Origin of the sequence: Actinoplanes aureus (assembly GCF_015704865.1) — a bacterium.
Classification (GTDB): Bacteria; Actinomycetota; Actinomycetes; order Mycobacteriales; family Micromonosporaceae; genus Actinoplanes; species Actinoplanes aureus.
On record NZ_JADQTO010000021.1, the window covers coordinates 106,352 to 127,532 of the forward strand.

Genomic DNA, 21,181 nt, shown 5'->3' on the forward strand with positions numbered 1-21,181 from the left:
CCCCTTTTCCTCCGGAGGCGACTTCGATGACCGGTCTTGTTCATGAGGCGATAGCCGCGCGTGCGGCGGCGACACCCGACGCCCTGGCACTCAGGTCACGGCGTCGCTGGTTGACCCACCGGGAGCTCGACGAGCTGGTACGCAACACGCAACAGGCGTTGTCGGCGATTCCCATGCCAACCGAAAACGCTCCCGTCGTCGTGATCACGTCCCGTAGCGAATGGGCTGTGGTCGCGATGCTCGGGGTGTGGCACGCCGGCTGCGTGTATGTGCCGTTGAACGAAGCGATCTCCGAGCAACGCCTGCAATACATCCTGGGCCAGGTCCGGCCCGGGGCCATCCTGACCGACAGCGCCAACGTCGAGAGCCTGCGAGCAGCGTGGACGGACTGCCCGATCCTCGAGGTCGAGCACGCCGCCGCCTCCGGTGGACCGGCCGCGCCGGTCAAGGCGCACCCTCGGCAACTCGCCTGCCTCGTGTACACCAGCGGATCCAGCGGGCAGCCCAAGGGCGTCATGATCGAGCACGCCTCGCTGTACAACCTGGTCACCGCGGTCGCCTCGCCCTATGCACCGAGCCCGGAGCATCACGCTCTGCATTTCGGCGCGCTGGGCTGGGACTCCAGCATCGAAGAGATGATCCTCCCCCTGTTTCTCGGTACACCGCTGACGATGTGTACCGACGAAGCCGATTACGGGGTGCCGCATTTCCTGCGTGAGCTCGCCGAGCAGTCGGTCTCGCACCTCTACCTGCCCACCGCCTACTGGCGGGAGATCTGCCTGGAGTTGCGGGACGGCTCGGAGCGGCTGCCGGCGTGCGTACAGAGTGTGCTGATCGGCGGGGAGCGGGCGTCGGCGGACGACCTGATGGTGTGGCGCCGTTCGGTGCCGGCCGGGGTGGACCTGTGGAACTGCTACGGCCTGACCGAAACCTGTGTCACCTCGACGATCTACCGCGACGACCGGGACGTCCCGGCGGACCGGTTCCCGGCGCTGCCGCTGGGCGGTCCGTGTCCGACCGTGACGACGCACGTGCTCGACGAACGGATGCAGCCGGTGCCGGCGGGGTCGGTGGGCGAGCTCTTCATCGGCGGTCCCGGTGTGGGCGCGGGTTACTGGAACGACCCGAAAGGCACTGCCGCCGCGTTCGTCCCGGATCCGTTCGGACCTGGACGGCTGTATCGCACCGGGGACCTCGGCACCTTCGACGAGTCTGGCCGGCTGCACTTCGTAGGACGCGTCGACCGCCAGGTCAAGATCAACGGCTTCCGGGTCAACCCCAACGAGATCGAGGGCACGCTCACCGCGCACCCGGCAGTCCATCGGGCGTGTGTCGTGTCACGCCGGGAGGCATCGGGTCACACGGGCCTCGTCGCATACCTCGAACTGGTCGACCCAACGCAGGATGTTCAGCAGGTCAAGGACCATCTGGCGGAACGAGTGCCGGCCTTCATGATGCCGGCCAGCGTCGTGGTTCTCGAGACGATGCCACTGCTCTCCTCCGGCAAGATCGATGTCGACGCCCTGACGAACCAGGCCTCGGCCGCCGGCGACACGTCCTCAGGCGAGCGCGCAGACGGCGGCGGACACGCGGCCGAAATGATCAAAATCTGGTGTGAGGCCCTCGGAATCGACGAGTGCGGACCGGACGTCGACCTCCTGGAACTGGGCGGCAACTCGCTCTCCGGGATGCGCATCGCGGCCCGGGTAAGTGATCACTTCGGGGTCGCGATCCGCTTCAGAGACGTGCTGGAGAACCGCACGCCCGCTGGACTGGCCGAATACATCGAACTGCGACAGAGGGCGTCATGATTCCACGACAGATGCCGCTGTCTTTTGGGCAGCGTCGGTTGTGGATCGCCGAGCAGGCGGCACCGGGGAGCTTAGCCTATACCACTCCGATGTTGTTGCGGTGGCGTGGTGCGGTGCGGGTGGACGTGATGCGCTCGTGTCTGGATGCCGTGGTCGAGCGGCACGAGGTGTTGCGGACGACCTTCGGGACCGAGCGGGGTGTGCCGACGCAGGTGGTGGGCGAGTTCCGCGGCGCCGACGTGGAGGTCGTCGACTGCCGTGGTGACGCGATCGGTGTTGATCAGGCGATTCGTGCGGAGCTGGAGCGGCCCTTTGATCTGGTTCATGGCCCGTTGTTCCGGGCGCGGATCATTCTGGAGGCCGACGATTCCGGCGTATTGCTCGTTAATATGCACCATATTGTGACGGATGGCTGGTCCGTCGGGATTCTGCAGGACGAGCTGGTGGCGTTGTATCCGGCGCTGGCGGCGGGTGATGTGTCGCCGTTGGATGAGTTGCCGTTGCAGTATGCGGATTTTGCTGTCTGGCAGCGGGAGCTGCTGACGCAGGAACGGCGTTCCGCGCTGGAAGGCTACTGGCGGAAACAGCTTTCTGAAGCTCCGGCGTATATGAGCTTGCCGTATGACCGGGATCCGTCAGGGGTGGAGTCGCGGGACGGCAACACTTTCAGTTTTTCGCTCGACTCCGCGGTGGTGGATGGGGTGCGGGCGTTGGCCCGTGAAGAGAACTCCACCCTGTTCATGGTGTTGCTCGCAGCGTACAAGATATCGCTGTCGCGGTTGACCGGTGAGACCGACATTGTGGTGACGACGTCGGTTGCTGGCCGAAGTCATGCGAAGCTGGATTATTTGATCGGGTTCTTCGTCAATAATCTTGTGCTGCGTACTGATCTGAGCGGCGAGCCGAGTTTCCGTGATGCCGTGCGGCGGGTGCGGCAGACCGTCCTCGATGCGCAGGACCATCAGGATCTGCCGTTCGACATGCTCGTGGCAGCGATCCGGCCACCCCGCCGACCACAGCAGACACCGTTCCTGCAGACGGCGTTCGTCCATCAGCCGGAACCGATCGCCCAGTATCACCTCGGGGATCTGGCGGTGCGGCCGATACCGGCACCGGTCGCTGCCGCGCCGATCGACCTGGTCTTCTCCTTCTTCGAGGACACCGGCATCGAATTGCAGATCAACTATCGGGTTGAGCTCTTCAAGCCGGAAACAATCAGGAACCTGAGCGAGCAGTTCTCGGCGACCCTCAGCGCGGCAGTGCGGCAAGACGAGGGAGGCGAGAATGACAGAAAAGATCGCTGACGAGGCGCGCACACGGAGTCCGTACCTCGAATTCGGCTCGGGCCCACTCGCCGACATCGACTTGACGTCGCCGAGCCTGCATGCCGAGCGTGATTTGAGCGAAGTCTGGGGCCTGCTGCGTGAACGGCAGCCGGTGGCCTGGCATCCCACGATCGACGGTGGTTTCTGGGTCGTCAGCAGTTACGCCACCGCGGTCGAGGCCTACCGGAACAGCGACGTGTACACCTCCCGTCGCGGCAACGTCCTGGCTACGCTCCTGGCCGGCGGCGATCCGGCCGGAGGCAAGATGCTGCCGGTCTCCGACGGCCCCCGGCACCAGCAGATCCGGCGCGTGCTGATGCGCGCGCTGACTCCTCGCGCGCTTTCCGGCCTGGCCGAACGCGTTCGCAGCGCCACTCTTCGGCTGGTGCGTGCGGCGGTGGAAAGCGGAGACTGCGACCTGGGCAACGAAGTGGCGCCCTACATCCCGCTCGCGGTGATCTGCGACCTGCTCATGGTGCCGGAGAAAGACCGCGAGTTGCTGCTCAGTCAGAGCAAGCTGGCACTCGCTTCCGAAGGGCCGGACGGGACCGAGATCGACGCGCGGCTGGCTCGCAACGAGATCCTGCTCTACTTCGCCAAGCTGGCGCGAACTCGCCAGGACTCCCCCGGCGACGACATTCTCGGCCTGCTGATCCAGATGACGAGATCGCCGATCGCGCTCACCGACCAGGAGCTGCTGTACAACGCGTACAGCATTTTGATCGGCGGCGACGAGACGACCCGGCTGTCGATGATCGGGGCCGTGCACGCTCTGACCCAGTGGCCGGACGAGTGGAATCGGCTCAAAGCCGGGGACGTGTCGGTGGATTTCGCCGTCGAGGAGTTTCTGCGATGGACCACGCCGACTCTTCACGCGGGTCGAGTCGCCACGCGGGACACGACCCTCGGCGGCCGTCAGATCGCGCGCGACGACATCGTCACCATCTGGAACTCGTCGGCCAACTTCGATCCAGAGCAATTCGACGATCCGACGCGGTTGCGACTCTCCCGTACCCCCAACCGCCACCTGGCGTTCGCGATCGGCCCCCATTTCTGTCTGGGTGCCCAGCTGGCGCGGATCGAGCTGAGCGCGCTGGTCACCGCACTGGTGGAGACCACCGACGGCATGGAGCTGATCGGGGAGCCGAAGCGGCTCTATTCCAATTTCCTGAGCGGCTTCAACACGCTGCCGGTGCGGTTCACGTCGGCTGAGAAGGGTGAGATTCGATGAGCACGACGAGTAGTGCCGGACCGTTGAACGCGGTCGAGTCCGTCATGGCCGAGATCTGGGAGTCGGTGCTGCACGTCCGCGACGTCGGTCCGGACGACGACTTCTTCGCGCTCGGCGGTGATTCGTTGCTGGCCATCGAGATCATTTCGGCGGCCGAGCAGCGCGGGCTGCCGCTGAAGCTCGTGGACCTGTTCAAGCGACCGGATCTGCGCGGATCCTGCCTGAACCTGACGGCGCAGGCCGGCGGCGACACCGCACCCGCCACGAATTTGCTCGAGCAGGCCGATCGAGAACAGCTGCCGGCCTCGGTCAGCGCGGCCTACCCGATGACCAGGCTGCAGCTCGGTCTGGTCTACGAGAGCGCGGCCAGCGGAGGCTCTCTCTACGTCGACGTGGTCTCCCGCGAGGTCATGCTGCCGCTGGATGTCGAGGTGCTCCGCCAAGCCCTGGATCACATGGTGGGCAGACATCCGATCCTGCGCACCCGTTTCGATCTCGGCGGCTACAGCGAGCCGCTGCAACTCGTCGAGAAGCAGGCCACCGTCGAGCTGGAGCTGGACGACCTCCGCGGGTTGCCCGACGAGGAGGTGACGGCTCGCCGCAGTGCGACGATGGAGAAGCTCGGCCGGCAGTTCGACGTGGACACCGTCCCGCTGATCCGTGCGCACGCCGCACCGTCCGGGCCAGACCGCTTCCGCCTCACCTACGCGTTCCACCACGCGATCCTCGACGGCTGGAGCGAGTCGGTCCTGGCGTCGGAGCTGATCAAGACGTACCAGGCCATGCTGCGCGGCGAGCAGCCCTCGTTGGCACCGCCGGCGCCGTTCTCCGAGTTCGTCCGGCTGGAACGCGAGGCACTCGCCGACGACGGCCATCGGCGGTTCTTCGCGCGCTTCGGGGAAGGGCCGCGCGACGGCTCGCAGCGGCCGGCCCGGCGGTCGGCACCGCCCGTACCCCACAAGGTCTCCCTGGTCGCGCCGCGGCCCGCGGTCGACTCACTCGCCGCGCTCTCGACGGCGTGGAGCCTGCCGGTCAAGAGCCTGGTAGTGGCCGCCTACTACACCGCTGTCGAATCCGCGTTCGGTCGCGCCCAGGTGGCCGGGCTGTCGATGAGTGGCCGGCCGGAGCAGCCGGGAGCGGATCTGACGCTCGGGCTGTTCCTCAACCACCTGCCGGTGCGCCTAGGGTCGAGCGGGGCCACCTGGCGGGAACTCGCGCAGCGAGCGTTCGAGGCGGAGCGCGAGCTCCTGCCACATCGGCGTTTCCCGTACTCCGAGATCATCGAGTTCCTCGGCCGCCGGCCCTTCGACGTGGCCCTGAACTTCGTGAACTTCCACAACATCGACGACTTGCTCGCCCAGGGGCTCGTCGACGTGGAGGAGGACTGGCGGGACAGCACCAGCGTTCCCATCCGCGTCGAGGCGATATACGCCCCCCGGGCGTTCGGGCTCCAGCTCGACGTAACGGTCGACACCGTGCGGCATCCGCAGCGGCGGGCGGCGGAGATGGCCGAGACGATGCTCCGCGCGCTCGACCGGCTGGTCCACCACCCCGATGAGCGGGTGACGCCGGCCGAGGCAGATCGCACGCGATGACGGAGGAGGAAACGACCACGGCGGCGTCGAGACCGTCACTCTGGCGGCGCCGCGGCTATGTCACCTACCTCGGGTCACAGACCGTGGCTCAGGTCGGCTTCCAGGTCAGCGTGGTAGCCATCCCGCTCACGGCGGTGCTCGTGCTGGACGCGTCGCCCGTACAACTCGGTCTGCTCATCGCGGCCGAGCGGCTGCCGTTCCTGATCTTCGCGCTGATGGCCGGCGTGCTGGTCGACCGCTGGTCCCGCCGCAAGCTCCTGATCTTCGCCTCTGTCCTGCGCGCGCCGCTCGTGCTGACCATTCCCATCGCGGCGGCCATGGACGTGCTGACGGTGACGCATCTGTACGTGGTGGCGTTCCTGCTCGGCATCCTCACCGTCCTGTCCGACGTGGCCGCGCTGTCGATCATGCCGTCGCTTGTCCCCCGGGACCTCCTGACCGAGGGGAACGCCAAGCTCGAGGCCGCCCGCTCCGCCAGCGAGGTGGTGGGGCCCGGCCTGGGTGGGGCGCTGGTCCAGCTCATCACCGCACCCTGGGCCCTGGTCGTGGACGCCGTGTCGTTCCTCGTGTCCGGAGGCATGCTGTCGGCGCTGCCCAAGGACGAGGCCCGGCCGCAGAACACCGAGGGCGGCACGCGGTCCGCCTGGCAGGAGATCAAGGAAGGCATCGCTTTCGTCTGGCGGTCCGGCGTACTGCGGTGGAACGCGGCCGTGGCCGGCCTCACCAACCTCTTCGTCTACGCCTTCCTGGCGATCCAGTACCTCTTCATCGTCGACGATCTACGGTTGGGCGCCGTGTTCGTCGGGGTGCTCCTGAGCCTCGGCGGCGTGGGCGGCGTGCTGGGCTCACTTGCCGCCGGGTGGATCTCGAACCGCATCGGCATCGGCGGCGGCTTCCTCATCGGCAGCGCCACGATGGCGGCCGGCGTCCTCCTGGTGGGTGTCGCGCCCGCCGGGATGGGGCTCGGTCTCGTCATAGCCAGCAGCGGCTACCTGCTCTTCGTATGCGGCATCCCGATCTTCAATGTCGCGGCGGTGACCATCCGGCAGGCGGTCACCCCCGCCGCGCTTCTCGGCCGCACGAACGCCACGATGCGCTTCCTCATCTGGGGCACCATCCCGCTCGGATCCCTGATCGGTGGAGTCGTGGCCGAGGCGACGAGTTCGCGGGCGGTCGTACTCCTCTCCGGCGCCGCGCTGCTGATCCCGACCGTCCTGCTGGTGCTGTCCCCGATCCGCGGCCTGCGCATCACCGAGAACCAGGACCAACTGCAAACAGAACGTTAAGGAGACGAACAATGGGAGCTTCGACTCCAGCGCCGGGACGCTCGGTGCGGTCCATCCGCCGCCGGAGCGTCGAACCCGGCAGCGACGGTCTCGTGCGCATCACGGGTGCCGACCGGCCCGGCGCGCCTGTCGTCGTCGAAGCGCGGACCGCCGGCCTCGACCTGGCCGCATGGCTGCGGGAGAGCCAGCAGACCGTCGACAGCCACCTGCGGGCCGCCGGTGCGGTGCTCTTCCGGAAGTTCCAGGTCGCCACGGCAGCCGACTTCGCCAACGTGGCCGGGGACGGTGGTGACGAGCGGCTGCTCGACTACATGTACGGATCCACTCCGCGCACCAAGGAATCGAAGGGCGTGTACACGTCCAGCGAGTACCCGCCGGAGGCGACGATCCCGCAGCACAACGAGATGGCCTACTCGCGGAACTGGCCGCTGCGACTGTGGTTCTTCTGCCAGCTCAACGCCACGAGCGGCGGAGAGACGCCGCTCGCGGACAGCCGGCGGGTGCTGGAGCGCATCCCGGCCTCGGTTCGCGCGCGGTTCGAGCGCGACGGGATCATGTACGTGCGCAATTACGGCGGCGGTGTCGACCTGCCCTGGCAGCAGGTGTTCGAGACCGATGACCGGGAGACCGTGGAGGCCTTCTGCGCGGCCAACGAGATCGATCTGGAGTGGCTCCCGGACGGCGGCCTTCGTACCAGGCAGGTCTGTCAGGTGGTCGCCGAGCACCCGCACACCCATGAGATGGCGTGGTTCAACCAGGCCCACCTCTTCCACACCTCCAGCCTGCCCGCCGCCGTCCGTGAGGACCTGCTGGCGTCGTTCGGGCCCGAGCAGCTCCCGCGCAACGCCCTGTACGGCGACGGCAGCGTGATCGAGGACGAGGCGCTCACCGAGATCCGGGCCGCGTTCGAGGCGGAGACCGTCGCCACCCCATGGCAGACCGGTGACGTGATGCTGGTGGACAACATGCTGATGAGCCACGGGCGGAACCCCTACGACGGCCCCCGGAAAGTGCTCGTCGCCATGTCCGGCGCCTGGAGTGCCCTCAAGGAGACGCGATGACCAGCACGGACGCGACCACGGAGATGTTCCCGTTGTCGCCACAGCAGCGGCACGCCTGGCTCACCCAGGTCGTGTCGACCGGCTGTCCCTCGATCTCCGGTGAGATCACGATCCGGGGTCCGCTCGACATCGGCCGCCTGCGGGCGGCCCTGGACAGCCTGGTCGAGCGCTTCGAGATCCTGCGCACCGACTACCGCCGTGTCGCCGGCCTCGACGTGCCGCTGCAGCGGATCACGGCACCGGCCTCGGTCGTCGTCGACGACGTCACCGAGGAGGGCTGGCGGTCCCGCATCGCGGAGCCGATGGATCCCGCCGGTCCGCCATTGCAGGTCGGGCTGGCGAGACGGGATGACCAGCTGCACACCCTGTTCCTTCGGCTGCCGACCCTGAACGCCGATGCCGAGAGCGTCGCGTTGCTCGCGGAGAGCCTGGCCGGACTGTACGGCGGCACGGCACCTGCGTCCTCGGACGAGGAGCCGTTGCAGTACGCCGACCTGGCGGAGTGGTTCAACCAGCAGGTGGACGAGGCGGACGCCGCGCTCACCGAAATCCTCGGAGACCTGCCGCGGCTACCGTTTCAACACTCCAGTGCGGATCGCCCCGCAGGCGAGGACACCGTAGAGGTGGCCCTGCCCGAAGGCCTGCGCGACGGGGGCACGGCGCGCGAGGTCCTGCTCGCGTCCTGGGCCGCGCTGCTCGGTCGGTACGTTCCCGGCCGGCCCCTGGTGGTGATGGCGACGCGATCGGGCCGGCAGGAGGCCGACGTGGCGGACGCGATCGGGCCGTTGGCCAGGCTCGCGCCGGTACGGCTCGACGACGACCCCTCGGCATCCCTGCGGTCCCTGGTCCGTCACGTCAAGGCACAGGACGAAGCAGCCGAACAGTTGCAGTACGGGTTCACCGGCGGCTCCGTGGAACAGGGGCGGACGTCCATCGGCTTCACCCATCGCGTCCGGCCACCGGCCGTTCGTACCGACGGGGTGGAATTCGAGCTCAGCCGGATCGACACCGTACTGGAGACGGACCTCGAACTGGCGGTCGAGCAGGACGACGCGTCGCTGCGGGTGGTGCTGAGGTACCGGACGGACCGCTTCGACCGGGCCGACGTGGCCGACCTCGCCACAGGCCTCGGATCGGTGCTGGAGACCTGGCTGTCCGCCCCGGAGACGCCCATCGACGAGGTGCCACTGCTGCCCACCGATCGCCTGCGCCCCGCTTCCACGCCGGCGCCGGCCGGCGGCGAGCTGGTCCCGGTGCACGAGCGATTCGCCCGGCACGCTCGCGCGGAACCGTCGGCCGTCGCGGTGGTGGACAACCGTGGCCGGCACAGCTACGGTGCGCTGCACGCGACCGGACAGGCGCTCGCCGGCCAGCTCGTCGAGCGCGGAGCCGGGCCGGGCAGCCGGGTCGGCATTCTGTTCGGCCGCAGCGCCACGGCGCTGGCCGCGATGCTGGCGGTGCTCGAGTCCGGCGCGGCGTACGTCCCCCTGGACCCGACCCTGCCACCGGAACGTCTGCGCCTGATGATCGACGACAGCGGTGTCGAGATCATCATCACCGAGCCTGCCTACGCCTTCCTGGCCGAGTCTCTTCGCACGGCCCCGATCATCGTTCACGACATGAACCACGAGGGTGACCGCGGACCGGCCCGGGACAACCCGAGAGGGTCCGCCGACCTGGCCTACGTCCTGTACACCTCGGGGACGACCGGCAGGCCGAAGGGTGTGCTGGTGGGGCACGAGCAGATCGCCGGGTACGTCGACGCGATCACCGAACGCCTCGGCCTGGAACCCGGCCTCGGTTACGCCCACGTGTCGACGCTCAGCGCGGACCTGGGATACACGGTCCTGTTCGCGGCGCTGTGCACCGCCGGGACGCTCCACCTGGTGGACGACGACGTTCTCCGGAGCGGGGACGAGCTCGCGGAATACCTCCAGCGCGAAGCGGTCGACGTCCTCAAGATCACCCCGTCGCATCTGACGGCGCTCCTGCAGACGAGCGCGAACCCGGCGGGCCTGATCCCCCGGCGGGCGCTCGTCATCGGTGGCGAACTGTTGCAGCGCGACCTGGCCGCCCGGCTGGACGAGCTGGCGAACGGCTGCGAGATCGTCAACCACTACGGCCCGACCGAGACGACCGTGGGCGCGACCGCGTACCGGGTCCGGCCGGCGGAGCTCGACCCGCGGTCGGGGTCGGTGCCGATCGGCAGCCCGTTGGGCGCGGCCACCGTCCAGGTCGTGGACAAGGCGCTGCACGAGGTTCCCTGCTGGGTGCCCGGCGAGCTGGTGATCGGCGGGCCGGGCGTCGCCGGCGGCTATCTCGGCCTGCCGGAGCTCACGGCCGAGCGCTTCATCCCGGACCCGCTGTCGCACCGGTCCGACGGCCGCCGCTACCGGACCGGTGACGTGGTGCGCAAGCTGCCCAGCGGCGACCTCGAATTCGTCGGACGCGACGACGACCAGGTGAAGATCGCCGGATACCGGGTCGAGCTGCGAGAGATCGAGTCGACCCTGCGGACGCATCCGGACGTGAAAGACTGCGTCGCACTGGTGAATCCCGATGACGCCGGGCAGCAGAGGCTGGTCGTGTTCGTAACGGGCGCCGGCGATCTGCACGAGACCGAGCTTCACCAGTTCGCCGCGGCGCGCCTGCCGCACTACATGCGGCCGGCCGCCATCGTCGCGCTCGACGCGTTTCCGCTGAGCGGTAACGGCAAGCTGGACCGGGCGGCCCTGATCCGAGCCGCGGCCGACGTCCGCCAGGCCGCTCACCGCGGCGAGATTCCGCCCAGGGACACCATCGAACTGATCCTCTCCCACCTCTGGACACGGTCGCTCGGCAGGATCGTCGGCGTCACCGACGACTTCTTCGAGGTGGGCGGGAACTCGCTGAAGGCGATCCGCCTGATCGCGGACATCCGGAAGGCGACCGGCGTCAGCCTGCCCGTGTCGGCCATGGTCAACGCGAGCTCGATCGAGGCGATGGCTCAGCTCCTGCGCTCAGCGGAGCGGGAGCACCAGTTCCGGTCCGCCGTGCCGCTACAGGCCTCCGGTTCGCTGGCCCCGTTCTTCTGCATCCACGCGGGCGGTGGCGGCGTGCTGAGTTACCTGCCGCTGGCGCGTGCCGCCGGGGACGAACGTCCGTTCATCGGCCTGCAGTCACCGGGGCTCTACCCCGGCGGGAGCAGCCCGGACGAGCTCACCGAGATGGCCGCCCAGTACGTGGCGGAGATCAAGGAACACCAGCCGCAGGGACCGTACTGGATCGGCGGATGGTGCCTCGGCGGGATCATCGCGCACGAGGTCGCACAGCAGCTGGCGGCCGCCGGAAACGAGGTGGCTCAGCTCGTCCTGTTCGACAGTGACGCACCCGTCAAAGCGCAGCTCGACGAACTCGCCGGAGACGAGCCGCTGGATTCCGGCGCCGACGTCACGGACATCGAGCTCATCCAGCGCTTCGCCTGGCACTACCAGCTGGACATCCCCACCGGAGAACTCGAGTCGCTGGACCCGGAGGCGCGGCTGGATCATCTGGTCCAGCTGGTCCGGAACAAGGACCTGCTGCCTGCCGACGCCGGCCGGGCGGAGCTGCGGCAGCTGCTCACGGTGTACCGAGGGAACGTCAGCGCGGCGCGGCGGTACATCCGGGATGCGCGACCGCCGCTCACGCCGTCGGCGGACTACCCCGTCACGCTCTTCCTGGCGATGGACGAGGAGGTGCGGGACAGCCCCGGCGAGACGCTGGGCTGGGAACAGATCTACGGATCCGGGGTTCGCGTCGAGCACGTGCCCGGCGACCACCACACGATGATGGTCGCGCCGCAGGTCGGTGTTCTCGCGCAACGGCTCTCGGCGCTGTTGTCCGAAACCGGATCGACGGGGAAGCGTTCCGATGACCGCTAGATCGGCAACGGTCGGCCGGGAGCCGTCGGAGGCGCTCGTGGCCGCCAGGGTCGCCCAGCTCAAGGGTGCTCCGACGGTGCTCGAACTTCCGTCCGATCTGACCCGTCCCGCGACCCAGGACCGCACCGGAGCGCGGCTGACCTTCGTCCTGTCCAACCGTGCCGAGTCCGCCTGCGCGCGGCTGGCGGCGGACTGTTCCGTGAGCCGCGCGACGGTGCTGCTGACGGCGTGGAGTCTGGTGCTCGCCAGGCGTGCCGGGGTGGAGGATCTCCTCCTCGGCTACACCCTTGACGGTCCGCGCCTGGTCCCGGTCCGCTGCCTGCTGACGGAAGCGACGTCCGCGCGTGCGTACGTGGGCGGGATCGCGTCGGCGCTGGCCGAGGCCGGAGACGTCGGGGTGGACGAACTGCGGGCCGGGTTGGAGTTCTCCGACGATCCCCGCCGTACGCCGCTGGTCCAGTTCGTCGCCGACGTGCGCGGGAAGGACCTGCCCGAGCTGGCCGTCGGCGAGGGGGTGTCACCGTTCGACGCCTCACTCGTCCTGCGGCGATGGGCTCCCCGGGCGGAACTGGCGTTGGACTACGCGACCTCCGTACTCCTGCCGTCGGAAGCCGCCGCCCTGACGGACTCGCTCGACGCCACGCTCGTCGAGCTCCTCGACTCGCTGGACGAGCCGCTGGAGGCGGTGCGGACCATCTCGCAGGCGCAGCGCGCGCGGCTTGCCCTCATCCGCAACGGGCCGCGGTGCGACTCGTCCGACGACGTCTGGCGGATGGTGGCGGCGGTCGCTCGATCCCGGCCCGACGCCGAGGCGGTTAGCGGCGCGGACCTGGCGCGGCCGCTCAGCTACGCGGATCTGGTGTCCGCCGTGGAGCGGTTGGCGGCTGTTCTGGCGGAGGCCGGCGTCGGCGTGGGCGTCAACGTCCTGATCGCGCACGCGCGATCGGCCAGGGAACTGGTGTCGGTCCTGGCCGTGCTGCGCTGCGGCGGCACGTACGTGGCCTTCGACGCCGGGGCTCCCGACGATCGCCTTCAGCGGATGTTCAGCGCCGCGAATCCCAGCGCGATCGTCGGTGACCCGGTCATGGCCGACCGGATCAGCCGGCTGTGTCCGTCCCCGTGCGCCACGGTGATCGCGCCGGATCCGCTCGACGCCGGCGGCACGGGCCTCGCGGTGCCGCCGCTGCCACCGGTGGACCCGGACCGGGCGGCCTACATCACGTTCACATCCGGTTCCACCGGGACCCCCAAGGCCGTACGGATACCCCACCGGGCGGTGGTCCGGCTCGTGCGAGACCCGGACCACGTACGCTGCGGTCCCGGCGAGCGGATGCTCAGGTTCGCGCCGCTGGCGTTCGACGCCTCCACGCTCGAGCTGTTCGCTCCCCTCGCCAACGGCGCAGCCGTGGAGGTGATCCCGCACGAGCTGCCGTCGTCCGGCGAACTGGCGGCGTTCATCGAGGAGCGCGGCGTCACCGTGCTCTGGCTCACCGCCGGGCTGTTCCGGTTGATGGTCGACCTCACTCCGCACGCCTTCGCCGGCGTCCGGCAGGTGCTGACCGGCGGCGACGTGGTGCCGCCCGAGCAGGTCCGGCGACTGCTCGAGCGCTTTCCGGGCATCCGCGTCACCAACGGTTACGGGCCGACCGAGAACACGACGTTCAGCACGGTGCACCACCTCGACGATCCGAGCGCGGTGGAGTCACCCCTGCCCATCGGGCGGCCGATCGCCGGAACCGGACTCCTGATCCTGGACCGCACGGGACGCGAGGTACCGCCGGGAGGTGTGGGCGAGCTCTACGTGACCGGCGCCGGCCTCGCCATCGACTATCTGGGCGCGCCGGAGCAGACGCGAGCGGTGTTCGGGCTGCCTGCCCCGGACACCGGTGAGCGCATGTACCGTACCGGCGATCTGGTGCGCCTCGACGCCCACGACCTCGTACGCTTCCTGGGCCGGACCGATCACCAGGTCAAGATCCGCGGCTATCGCATCGAAACCCAGGAGATCGCGGCACGGCTGCTGGAGCACCCCCTGGTCCGGGACGCCGTGGTGGTCGCGGTGGGCGCCGACGCATCGTCCCGGCGTCTGCTGGCCGGCGTGGTCGCCAGCCCGGAGCCGCGGCTGGAACCCGCGCTGCGGGCGCATCTCACCCGATCCCTGCCGAGGTACGCCGTGCCCGCACTCTGGGCCATCGTGGACCGGATCCCGCTGACGACCAATGGCAAGGTCGACGCAGGCGAGCTGGAACGCACCGCTGAGCGACTCCTGGCGGAGCGCAGACAACGGTGACCTCCCGCGGTCAGTCCGGCGCGCCGAGCACGGCGGCGACGCTGTCGACGAACCACCGCTCGAACCGCTCGACCGGCCACCCGCGCTCGCGGACCAGCCAGTCGTAGTTGCGGACGTCCTGCGCGAGCCACAGCACGTCGGCGGCCCGCTCCTGGCTGACCAGGACCTCGCCGCTGGCCGCGAGATCGGCGGCGAACATCGCCATGCCGCGGCGCCGGTCCTCGAGGTTCTTGCGCCAGATCGCCGCCGCGTCGGCGTCGGCGCTCGCCGCACCGGCCAGCGCCAGCATCACGTGCACCTGCCGGGCATGGGTCTCGGCCAGATGCCGGGCATACCGGGTGAGCTTCGCCCGCAGACCGGTCAGCGCGCGGATGTCGGCGACGAACGACCGCTCCGCCATCGCCACCTGCTCGTCGTCGCCGACCAGGGTGACATCGACGAGATCGGACAGCAGCTGGCGCTTGTTGCCGAATACCGCGTACACGGTCTGCACGGCAACACCGGCCTCGGCGGCGACCGCGGTCAGCGGCGTCGCGGCATAGCCCGGGTCCACGAACAGCTTGGCGGCCGCGTCGAGGATCGCCCGCCGGGTCTGCCGGGCCTGCTCCTGGCGCCGCGGCGAAACGTAACGCCGGTTGACAGTCACGCGTGCAGCGTAGTCCACTATTCGATAGAGCTTCACTCTATCGACTATGCGTCAGGGGACAGCTATGCCGTACGGCGTCGTGCAGGACATGCCCGGAGTCACTGAGCAGGAATACCGGCAGGTCGAGAAGCACCTCGGCCCGGACCGGCCGCCGGGCCTGCTGGCCCACGTGGCCGGCCCGTCCGACGAGGGCTGGCGGATCATCAACATCTGGGCCGACGAGGCCGCGTTCCGCAGGTTCCAGTCCGAGCGCCTGGTCCGGGCCGCCGGCCTGGCCGCCCAGGAGGACGACTTCGATCCCGCGAAGGCCGCCACCTTCCGATCGGCGAGCGTCGACGGCGCCGAGATGCCGTTCTGATGGCCGACACCGCCACGCTGCGCGCCCGCAACGCCGACTTCTGGACCCGGACGGCACCGGGATGGATCAACCAGGCCGACCGGCACGACGAGATCGGCCGGCCGCTGGGCGCCGTGGCACTCGACCGGCTGCGACCACAACCCGGCGAACGGGTACTGGACGTCGGCTGCGGATGCGGCGGCACGACCGCCGAGATCGCCCGGGCCGTCGCCCCGCTGGGCAGCGCGATCGGTCTCGACCTCGCCGAGGCGATGGTCGCCACCGCCCGGACCCGGTTCACCACGCCCGACGGCGCCGGACCGCGGTTCGTCGCCGGCGACATCGAGACGCTCGATGCCGTACCCGGATCACCGTTCGACGCCGTCTACTCCCGGATGACGTTGATGCTGCTCGCCGATCCGATCGCCGGCCTGACCACGATCCGCCGATCGATGCGGCCCGGCGGCCGGCTGGCCGCAACGGTGTTCCGCGACGGCCGGGCGAACCCGTGGCTGCCGTCAGCGATGCTCGGCGCGTCGGCACACCTGGGACCGCTGCCACCGCTACCGATCGGCGACGAGCCGGGACCCTTCGCCTTCGCCGACCCCGCCCGGGTCACCCGCCTGCTCACCGCCGCCGGCCTCACCGACATCGCCATCCACCCCCACGACGTCACACTCGACGCCCCGGACGACCCGGAAGCGGTCACCGAATGGCTCATCGAGATCGGTCCCGCCGGCGCGGCCTACCGAGACGCCGAGCCCACCACCCAGGGCCGCGCCCGAGCCGGAGCGGCACGCCTGCTCGAACGATTCCGCACCGCCGGCACCGGCTACCGCCTGCCGGCCGGACTCTGGTTGATCACCGCCCGCTCAGACAGGACCAGCACCCCATGACCCCTCACCGGCGCCTCGCAGCGTTCCTCACCCTGATCATCGGCACCACCGCGTTGTACGGCTGCTCCTCAATCGACACCGACACCGCCACCGACCCGCCGCCCGCCGCACCGCCGGCGGACGGCGGGTATTCGGCGAAGGACGTCTGCGCCTACCTGAAGGGCGAGATCCCGGCGCTGAAGGAGATCGGCAGCCCGGTCGGGCGGCACGCCAACCTGGCCGGCAACCTGGCCACCTTCTTCGAATCCCACGGCAAGCCGGAAACCGGCGCCGCACTGGACGCGGCGACCAAGGCGGAATGCCCGGCCGTGCGCACCGAGGTGCTTACGTTGATCGACGTAGACAGCTTCAGCTCGTTCTAACCAGACCGTCGGTTTCTGCCGGTCCAGCTTCTTCGGGGTACGCGTAGCCGGCGTCCCGCCGAAGCCGACCCCGTTCCCGCTCTCCCGGCGCAAGCCCGGCCTTTCCCCACCGCCCCAAGGCGACCGCCGGGAAACAGCACCACCTGACGGTTACGGCGGGGCGAATCGCGGCCCACCCCTGCGGCGGCCCGTCGCCCATCACCCGCGGCGCCCAGCCCCTCAGACCCCCAGCAGGCACCCCGGCCGCTGGCAAGCGGGCTTCCGTAGTCAGGGTCCCCAAGCGGTGATCTTGCTTGGCCCACGCTCGATGCGGTCTCAACGGCCGCCAGACAGCAACCACGTTGGGCCGTACCCGCGCCCGGTCCGTCCGCAGCGCGACGGACTGGTCTTTCCCGGCGGTCGCGCTGGGGCGGTGAGGGGAAGCCGGAGCTCGCGCCGGGAGAGCGGGGGCGGGGTCGGCTTCGGCGGGACGCCGGTCACGCGTACCTCGAAGGAGCGGGACCAAAAGCACACCTCGACCTCGAATTCCGCATAGCGCCGACGGCGCGTGCGCGACGAATCGGGTACCTGTAGATGAAAGACGAGCGAAGGAGATGCTGATCATGGCGCTGCCACCTGTTGTCGATCATGCGACCTGGCGCAAGGAGCTGGACGAGCTGCGCGTCCGCGAGAAGGCGGCCACCAGGGAACTGGACGCGATCGCCGCGCAGCGGCGGAGGTTGCCCATGGTGCGCATGCCTGAGTACACCCTGGTCGGGGCCGAGGGACCGGTTCGGCTCGTGGACATCTTCGACGGTCGATCGCAGTTGATCGTCTACAACCACATGTGGGAACCGGGCGCCGAGTGGCAGTGCGGTGGGTGCACCAGCCTCACCTCGTCATTCACCCGGCTGGGGTTCCTCGACAACTACGACGCACGATTCGTGATCGTGACTCAGGGCCGGATCGAGGAAGCCCTCGCCTACGCCGAACGCGTCGGCAACACGATGACGTGGTACTCCACCGCGGACAGCCCGTTCGGGGCCGACGTCGACGCGCCTGCCGGCGGCGGGTTCGCGATGAACGTCTTCCTGCGCGACGGCGAGACCGTCTATCGCACCTGGCACACCACCGGTCGCGGTGTCGAACAGCTCACGTACACGTTCGCTCTGGTCGATGTGTTGCCGTTCGGGCGGCAGGAGGAGTGGCAGGACTCCCCGGAGGGCTGGCCGCAGCGACCGACCTACAGCGGCTGGCTCGACTCGCCCGATGTCGCCCGGCTGTACGGTCCCGCGTCCTGAACCGGCACGCGGCAGCAGGTCATCGACCTGCTGCCGCGGACGATCCTGGTGGATCAGAACGGGTACCAGGTGAGGTGCTGGTTGCCGCTGCTGTTGACGCAGGACCACAGCTGCGGCTGCTGCCCGTCGGCCAGCGAGCTGTGCGGCATGTCGATGCAGACCTGCCGGCCGTAGCCCGTCATCTGGTACCAGTCCGGCGGGCCGCCGTGCATCTTGTAACCCTTCCAGACCATGCTCGTGCCGCAGTTCCACAGATAGACTCTGCCGCCGTTGTTGCCGTCACCGTTGAGGCAGTAGTTGGTGTTCCACTTCCTGATCTGTGCGTGGCCGTCGTCGCTGGTCCACTCGAAGACCCACTGCTGGTGATTGCGGTTCGTGGAGCTCGGCGAGGCGCAGGTCCACTGCTGGACCTTGGCGCCGTCGACCGCCTTGTTCTGATAGAGGTCGAGGCACTTGCCGGAGTGCTCGAACTTGATCTGGTACGGGCCGGAGTAGGCCAGGGCGGGCGAGGCCGGCGCCAGTACGACGCCGAGAATCGTGGCCATCACCGCCGCGAACATGCTGATCGTTCGAGATCTGGACATCAGGTTTTCTCCATTCTCGGTGTGAATTCCGTCAGATCAGGTCCATCGACGCCCAGCCGGACCGGCCGAGCTCGCGGCCCTGGGAGTAGTCGCCGAAGCCCGAGTTGCGCCAGGTGTACAGCGCGTATTCGCCGTTGCCGAGTGGGAGCCGCCCCATCAGGTCGCCGATGCCGTCCTCGTTGAGGTCGGTGAGCCCGGTCAGATCCTCGAAGGCGGACCAGCCGCACTCGAACGAGGCGCCGGTGCCGAAGCCGCCCCGGCCGTCGCCGTACCAGTGGTACAGGCATCCCGTGTCCCGCCTGATGCCCACCAGGTCCGGCTTGCCGTCGCGGTTGATGTCACCGGCCGCGGTGATGTCGCGGTACCGGTGCCAGTCGCCACAGTTGATCACCGCCGCCGGAGCGAATCCGCCCTGGCCGTTGCCCGCCCAGCGCCACAGGCACGGGTCGGTCTTGGACAGGTCGAGGGCGACGAGGTCGGCGTTGCCGTCCCCGGTGATGTCGCCCGGTCCGATCAGTTCGCTGTAGAGCTCCCAGCCGCAGCCCACCTGGGCACCGGCGCCGAAGCCGCCCTGGCCGTCACCCCACCAGCGCCGTAGGCAACCTCGGCCGGCAACGAACGGTCAACATCCACCATGGGCGCGGTCCGGGACAACACCTTTCAGGCAGGGCTTAATGGAGGCTCCGTGCCCCTACCTTTCAGCGCTGGCTTAACAGTGTGGTGGGCCGCCGTCCGCGCTACCGACCATGAGTTCCTCACTCGCACGAAAGGAGAAGCGATGGGATGGCGCAGGTACACCGCGATGGCCGCGACCACCGTGGCAGTGGTGGCGGCGACGCTCGCACCGGCCGAGGCGGCGATGGCGGTCAGCTGTGGCATCGTCTGTGACGGCGTTGACCCGAACCAGGCACGCTACGAGAACGCCGATGGCGCCATGGTGCGCTGCGGCGGCTTCAAGACCATTTATCGCAAGGATCTCGGGCTCGGCGGAGTCATCGAGCTGCGGTACAGCACCCAGTGCCGGATGGCCTGGGGACGCGGCCCGAGCGGTGTCGGCTTCTCGATCGAGGGCTGGAACAGCACCGGGACAGCGATGCGGGTCCGCTATCCCAAACCCGAGATGGGTACGTACACGCCGGCGGTCAACGACGCCGGTCTGAAGGCGCGCGTCTGCCTGTTCGACCCGCCCAACGCCTGCACCGACATGTGGTGAGCCGCGATCGCGGCCAGCGGTCAAGCTGGCCCAAGAGAATCCGGGCGGATCAGGTTCGCCGACCGGGCCGGCCGATTCGTTCCGGTTGTGGAGGTGGCCGCGGCGACGACGGGGGCGCGGCCACCCGAGCAGACCGGATCCACCAGTCACCGATGAGTTCGACCGGCACGCCGAGTCAGCCATAGCACAACGAACCTATGGAAAGGTCAATCCGATGACCGAGCTGACCGCGGAACACGCCCGGCGAGCGATCGTCGAACACACTCGACGTCTGGCGGAATCAGCCGCCGCGGCCGGGCCTGACGCCGCCGTGCCGACGACCCCGGGGTGGACCATGACTGACCTGGTCGCGCACGTGGGCCAGACCCAGCATTGGGTCGCGGAAATCATCGAGCGGCGTATCACCGACCCCACACAGCTGCCCACGGAGATGGCAGTGCTCCCCGCCGACCCCAACGAGTGGCAGGCGTGGCTGTCGGGGTCCGCGCAGCGGGTCGCGAACGCGTGCTCGGATGACGCGCTCGACGCGCCGGTGTTCAATGCCGCGGCCGACGAGCGGTCCGGGACGCGATTCTGGATGTCCAGCGTCCTCAACGAGACGGTCGTCCACGGCTTCGACGCGGCCAACGCGGCGGGCCGGCCGGCCGACATCGACGCCGGCATCGCGGCCGCGCTCATCAGCAACCACTTCGCGATGCTCACCTCCCCCACGTGGGAGATGCTGCGGTCCGAGTCCGCCCACGCCATCCGGGGCACCGGGCAGACCCTGCAATGGCTGGCCACCGACACCGCGCACGACGCCGGCGCTTGGCTCGTCGAACGGCGGGCTGACGGGGCGACGTGGCAGGCCGGAAGCCAGCAGGCCGATGTGACGGTGAGCGGCCCGGCACAATCACTGCTGCTGATCTTGACCCGGCGACTCCCTCTCACCGATCGCGAAGCCACCGGCATCAGCGTCGACGGCGACACCGACCTCGTCCAGCATTGGCTCGACAACACCGCCCATGTCAGCGACTGACCGAACCGAAAGGTTACTACGATCCCCCTACCGGGTCCGGCCCAGGAACGCCGAGCCGTGATGCGCAGCGCTTCGCTCGCTTCATCAAGGTTTCAGTCCCGCGCATCCCCTACTTGACTCCCGATTCGGCCAAACGCTCGAGATAACGCTCGCGCCGAACGCCGAGGACAAGATCTACGACGCGATCTATGCCGCTGCGGAGGCTCTCCTCGAAGGTGCGAGATCAACCGCGAGCTCAGGGAGTATCTGAAATCCGAAGCGGGACCGCCAACGGATCGGGCGTCGTCCGCCCGCGCCTCCGCATGACCGCTCAAGGTCACTTTGACGCGGCCAGACTACTCAGA

At 69.0% G+C, this 21,181-nt stretch carries 17 protein-coding genes; 14 read left to right on the forward strand and 3 right to left on the reverse strand.

Features of this window, described 5'->3' with window-relative positions:
• Positions 1–26: 26 nt before the first annotated feature.
• Genes I4J89_RS34450 through I4J89_RS34485 form a run of 8 tightly spaced genes read left to right on the forward strand, consistent with a single transcriptional unit; the run spans position 27 to position 14,501 of the window.
• Complete coding sequence (locus I4J89_RS34450; protein WP_196418328.1) at positions 27–1,811, forward strand: non-ribosomal peptide synthetase; 1,785 nt, start codon at positions 27–29, stop codon at positions 1,809–1,811.
• Positions 1,808–3,115 carry a condensation domain-containing protein gene (locus I4J89_RS34455; RefSeq protein WP_196418329.1) on the forward strand — a complete coding sequence of 436 codons (1,308 nt, stop codon included), beginning with the start codon at positions 1,808–1,810 and terminating at the stop codon, positions 3,113–3,115. Before I4J89_RS34450 ends, I4J89_RS34455 begins: the two co-directional genes overlap by 4 nt.
• The gene (locus I4J89_RS34460; protein WP_196418330.1) at positions 3,096–4,367 is read left to right on the forward strand and encodes a cytochrome P450; all 1,272 of its coding nucleotides are present in this window, start codon (positions 3,096–3,098) and stop codon (positions 4,365–4,367) included. The genes I4J89_RS34455 and I4J89_RS34460 overlap by 20 nt, the downstream gene beginning before the upstream one ends.
• Positions 4,364–5,962, forward strand: coding sequence for a condensation domain-containing protein (locus I4J89_RS34465; protein ID WP_196418331.1), 1,599 nt, complete (start codon positions 4,364–4,366; stop codon positions 5,960–5,962). Before I4J89_RS34460 ends, I4J89_RS34465 begins: the two co-directional genes overlap by 4 nt.
• The gene (locus I4J89_RS34470) at positions 5,959–7,248 is read left to right on the forward strand and encodes an MFS transporter (protein WP_196418332.1); all 1,290 of its coding nucleotides are present in this window, start codon (positions 5,959–5,961) and stop codon (positions 7,246–7,248) included. Before I4J89_RS34465 ends, I4J89_RS34470 begins: the two co-directional genes overlap by 4 nt.
• An 11-nt stretch (positions 7,249–7,259) precedes the next feature.
• Positions 7,260–8,309: a TauD/TfdA family dioxygenase gene (locus I4J89_RS34475; RefSeq protein WP_196418333.1), complete on the forward strand. Its 1,050-nt coding sequence runs from the start codon at positions 7,260–7,262 to the stop codon at positions 8,307–8,309.
• Positions 8,306–12,211 carry a non-ribosomal peptide synthetase gene (locus I4J89_RS34480; protein WP_196418334.1) on the forward strand — a complete coding sequence of 1,302 codons (3,906 nt, stop codon included), beginning with the start codon at positions 8,306–8,308 and terminating at the stop codon, positions 12,209–12,211. Before I4J89_RS34475 ends, I4J89_RS34480 begins: the two co-directional genes overlap by 4 nt.
• The gene (locus tag I4J89_RS34485) at positions 12,201–14,501 is read left to right on the forward strand and encodes an amino acid adenylation domain-containing protein (protein WP_196418335.1); all 2,301 of its coding nucleotides are present in this window, start codon (positions 12,201–12,203) and stop codon (positions 14,499–14,501) included. The genes I4J89_RS34480 and I4J89_RS34485 overlap by 11 nt, the downstream gene beginning before the upstream one ends.
• A gap of 10 nt (positions 14,502–14,511) precedes the next feature.
• Here the strand turns inward: I4J89_RS34485 and I4J89_RS34490 are convergent, their stop codons facing one another.
• Positions 14,512–15,147, reverse strand: a complete 636-nt coding sequence (locus I4J89_RS34490) for a TetR/AcrR family transcriptional regulator (protein WP_309238589.1) — start codon at positions 15,145–15,147, stop codon at positions 14,512–14,514.
• A gap of 46 nt (positions 15,148–15,193) precedes the next feature.
• Between I4J89_RS34490 and I4J89_RS34495 the strand changes: the two genes are divergently transcribed.
• From I4J89_RS34495 to I4J89_RS34510, 4 genes are all read left to right on the forward strand, one after another.
• Positions 15,194–15,505 carry a hypothetical protein gene (locus tag I4J89_RS34495; protein WP_196418336.1) on the forward strand — a complete coding sequence of 104 codons (312 nt, stop codon included), beginning with the start codon at positions 15,194–15,196 and terminating at the stop codon, positions 15,503–15,505.
• A complete protein-coding gene (locus tag I4J89_RS34500) occupies positions 15,505–16,380 on the forward strand; it encodes a methyltransferase domain-containing protein (RefSeq protein ID WP_196418337.1) in 876 nt (291 codons plus the stop codon). Before I4J89_RS34495 ends, I4J89_RS34500 begins: the two co-directional genes overlap by 1 nt.
• Positions 16,377–16,742, forward strand: coding sequence for a hypothetical protein (locus I4J89_RS34505; RefSeq protein WP_196418338.1), 366 nt, complete (start codon positions 16,377–16,379; stop codon positions 16,740–16,742). Before I4J89_RS34500 ends, I4J89_RS34505 begins: the two co-directional genes overlap by 4 nt.
• 602 nt (positions 16,743–17,344) lie before the next feature.
• Positions 17,345–18,022, forward strand: coding sequence for a DUF899 domain-containing protein (locus I4J89_RS34510; RefSeq protein ID WP_230860070.1), 678 nt, complete (start codon positions 17,345–17,347; stop codon positions 18,020–18,022).
• A gap of 53 nt (positions 18,023–18,075) precedes the next feature.
• Here the strand turns inward: I4J89_RS34510 and I4J89_RS34515 are convergent, their stop codons facing one another.
• Positions 18,076–18,606 carry an RICIN domain-containing protein gene (locus I4J89_RS34515; RefSeq protein WP_196418340.1) on the reverse strand — a complete coding sequence of 177 codons (531 nt, stop codon included), beginning with the start codon at positions 18,604–18,606 and terminating at the stop codon, positions 18,076–18,078.
• Between the two features lie 31 nt (positions 18,607–18,637).
• Positions 18,638–19,153: an FG-GAP repeat domain-containing protein gene (locus I4J89_RS34520; RefSeq protein WP_196418341.1), complete on the reverse strand. Its 516-nt coding sequence runs from the start codon at positions 19,151–19,153 to the stop codon at positions 18,638–18,640.
• Between the two features lie 231 nt (positions 19,154–19,384).
• On the opposite strand from I4J89_RS34520, the gene I4J89_RS34525 reads away from it, so the two are divergent.
• Entirely contained in the window at positions 19,385–19,819 is a 435-nt protein-coding gene (locus I4J89_RS34525) for a DUF2690 domain-containing protein (protein WP_196418342.1), read from the forward strand.
• 214 nt (positions 19,820–20,033) lie between these two features.
• Positions 20,034–20,837 carry a maleylpyruvate isomerase family mycothiol-dependent enzyme gene (locus I4J89_RS34530; RefSeq protein ID WP_196418343.1) on the forward strand — a complete coding sequence of 268 codons (804 nt, stop codon included), beginning with the start codon at positions 20,034–20,036 and terminating at the stop codon, positions 20,835–20,837.
• Positions 20,838–21,181: the final 344 nt, after the last annotated feature.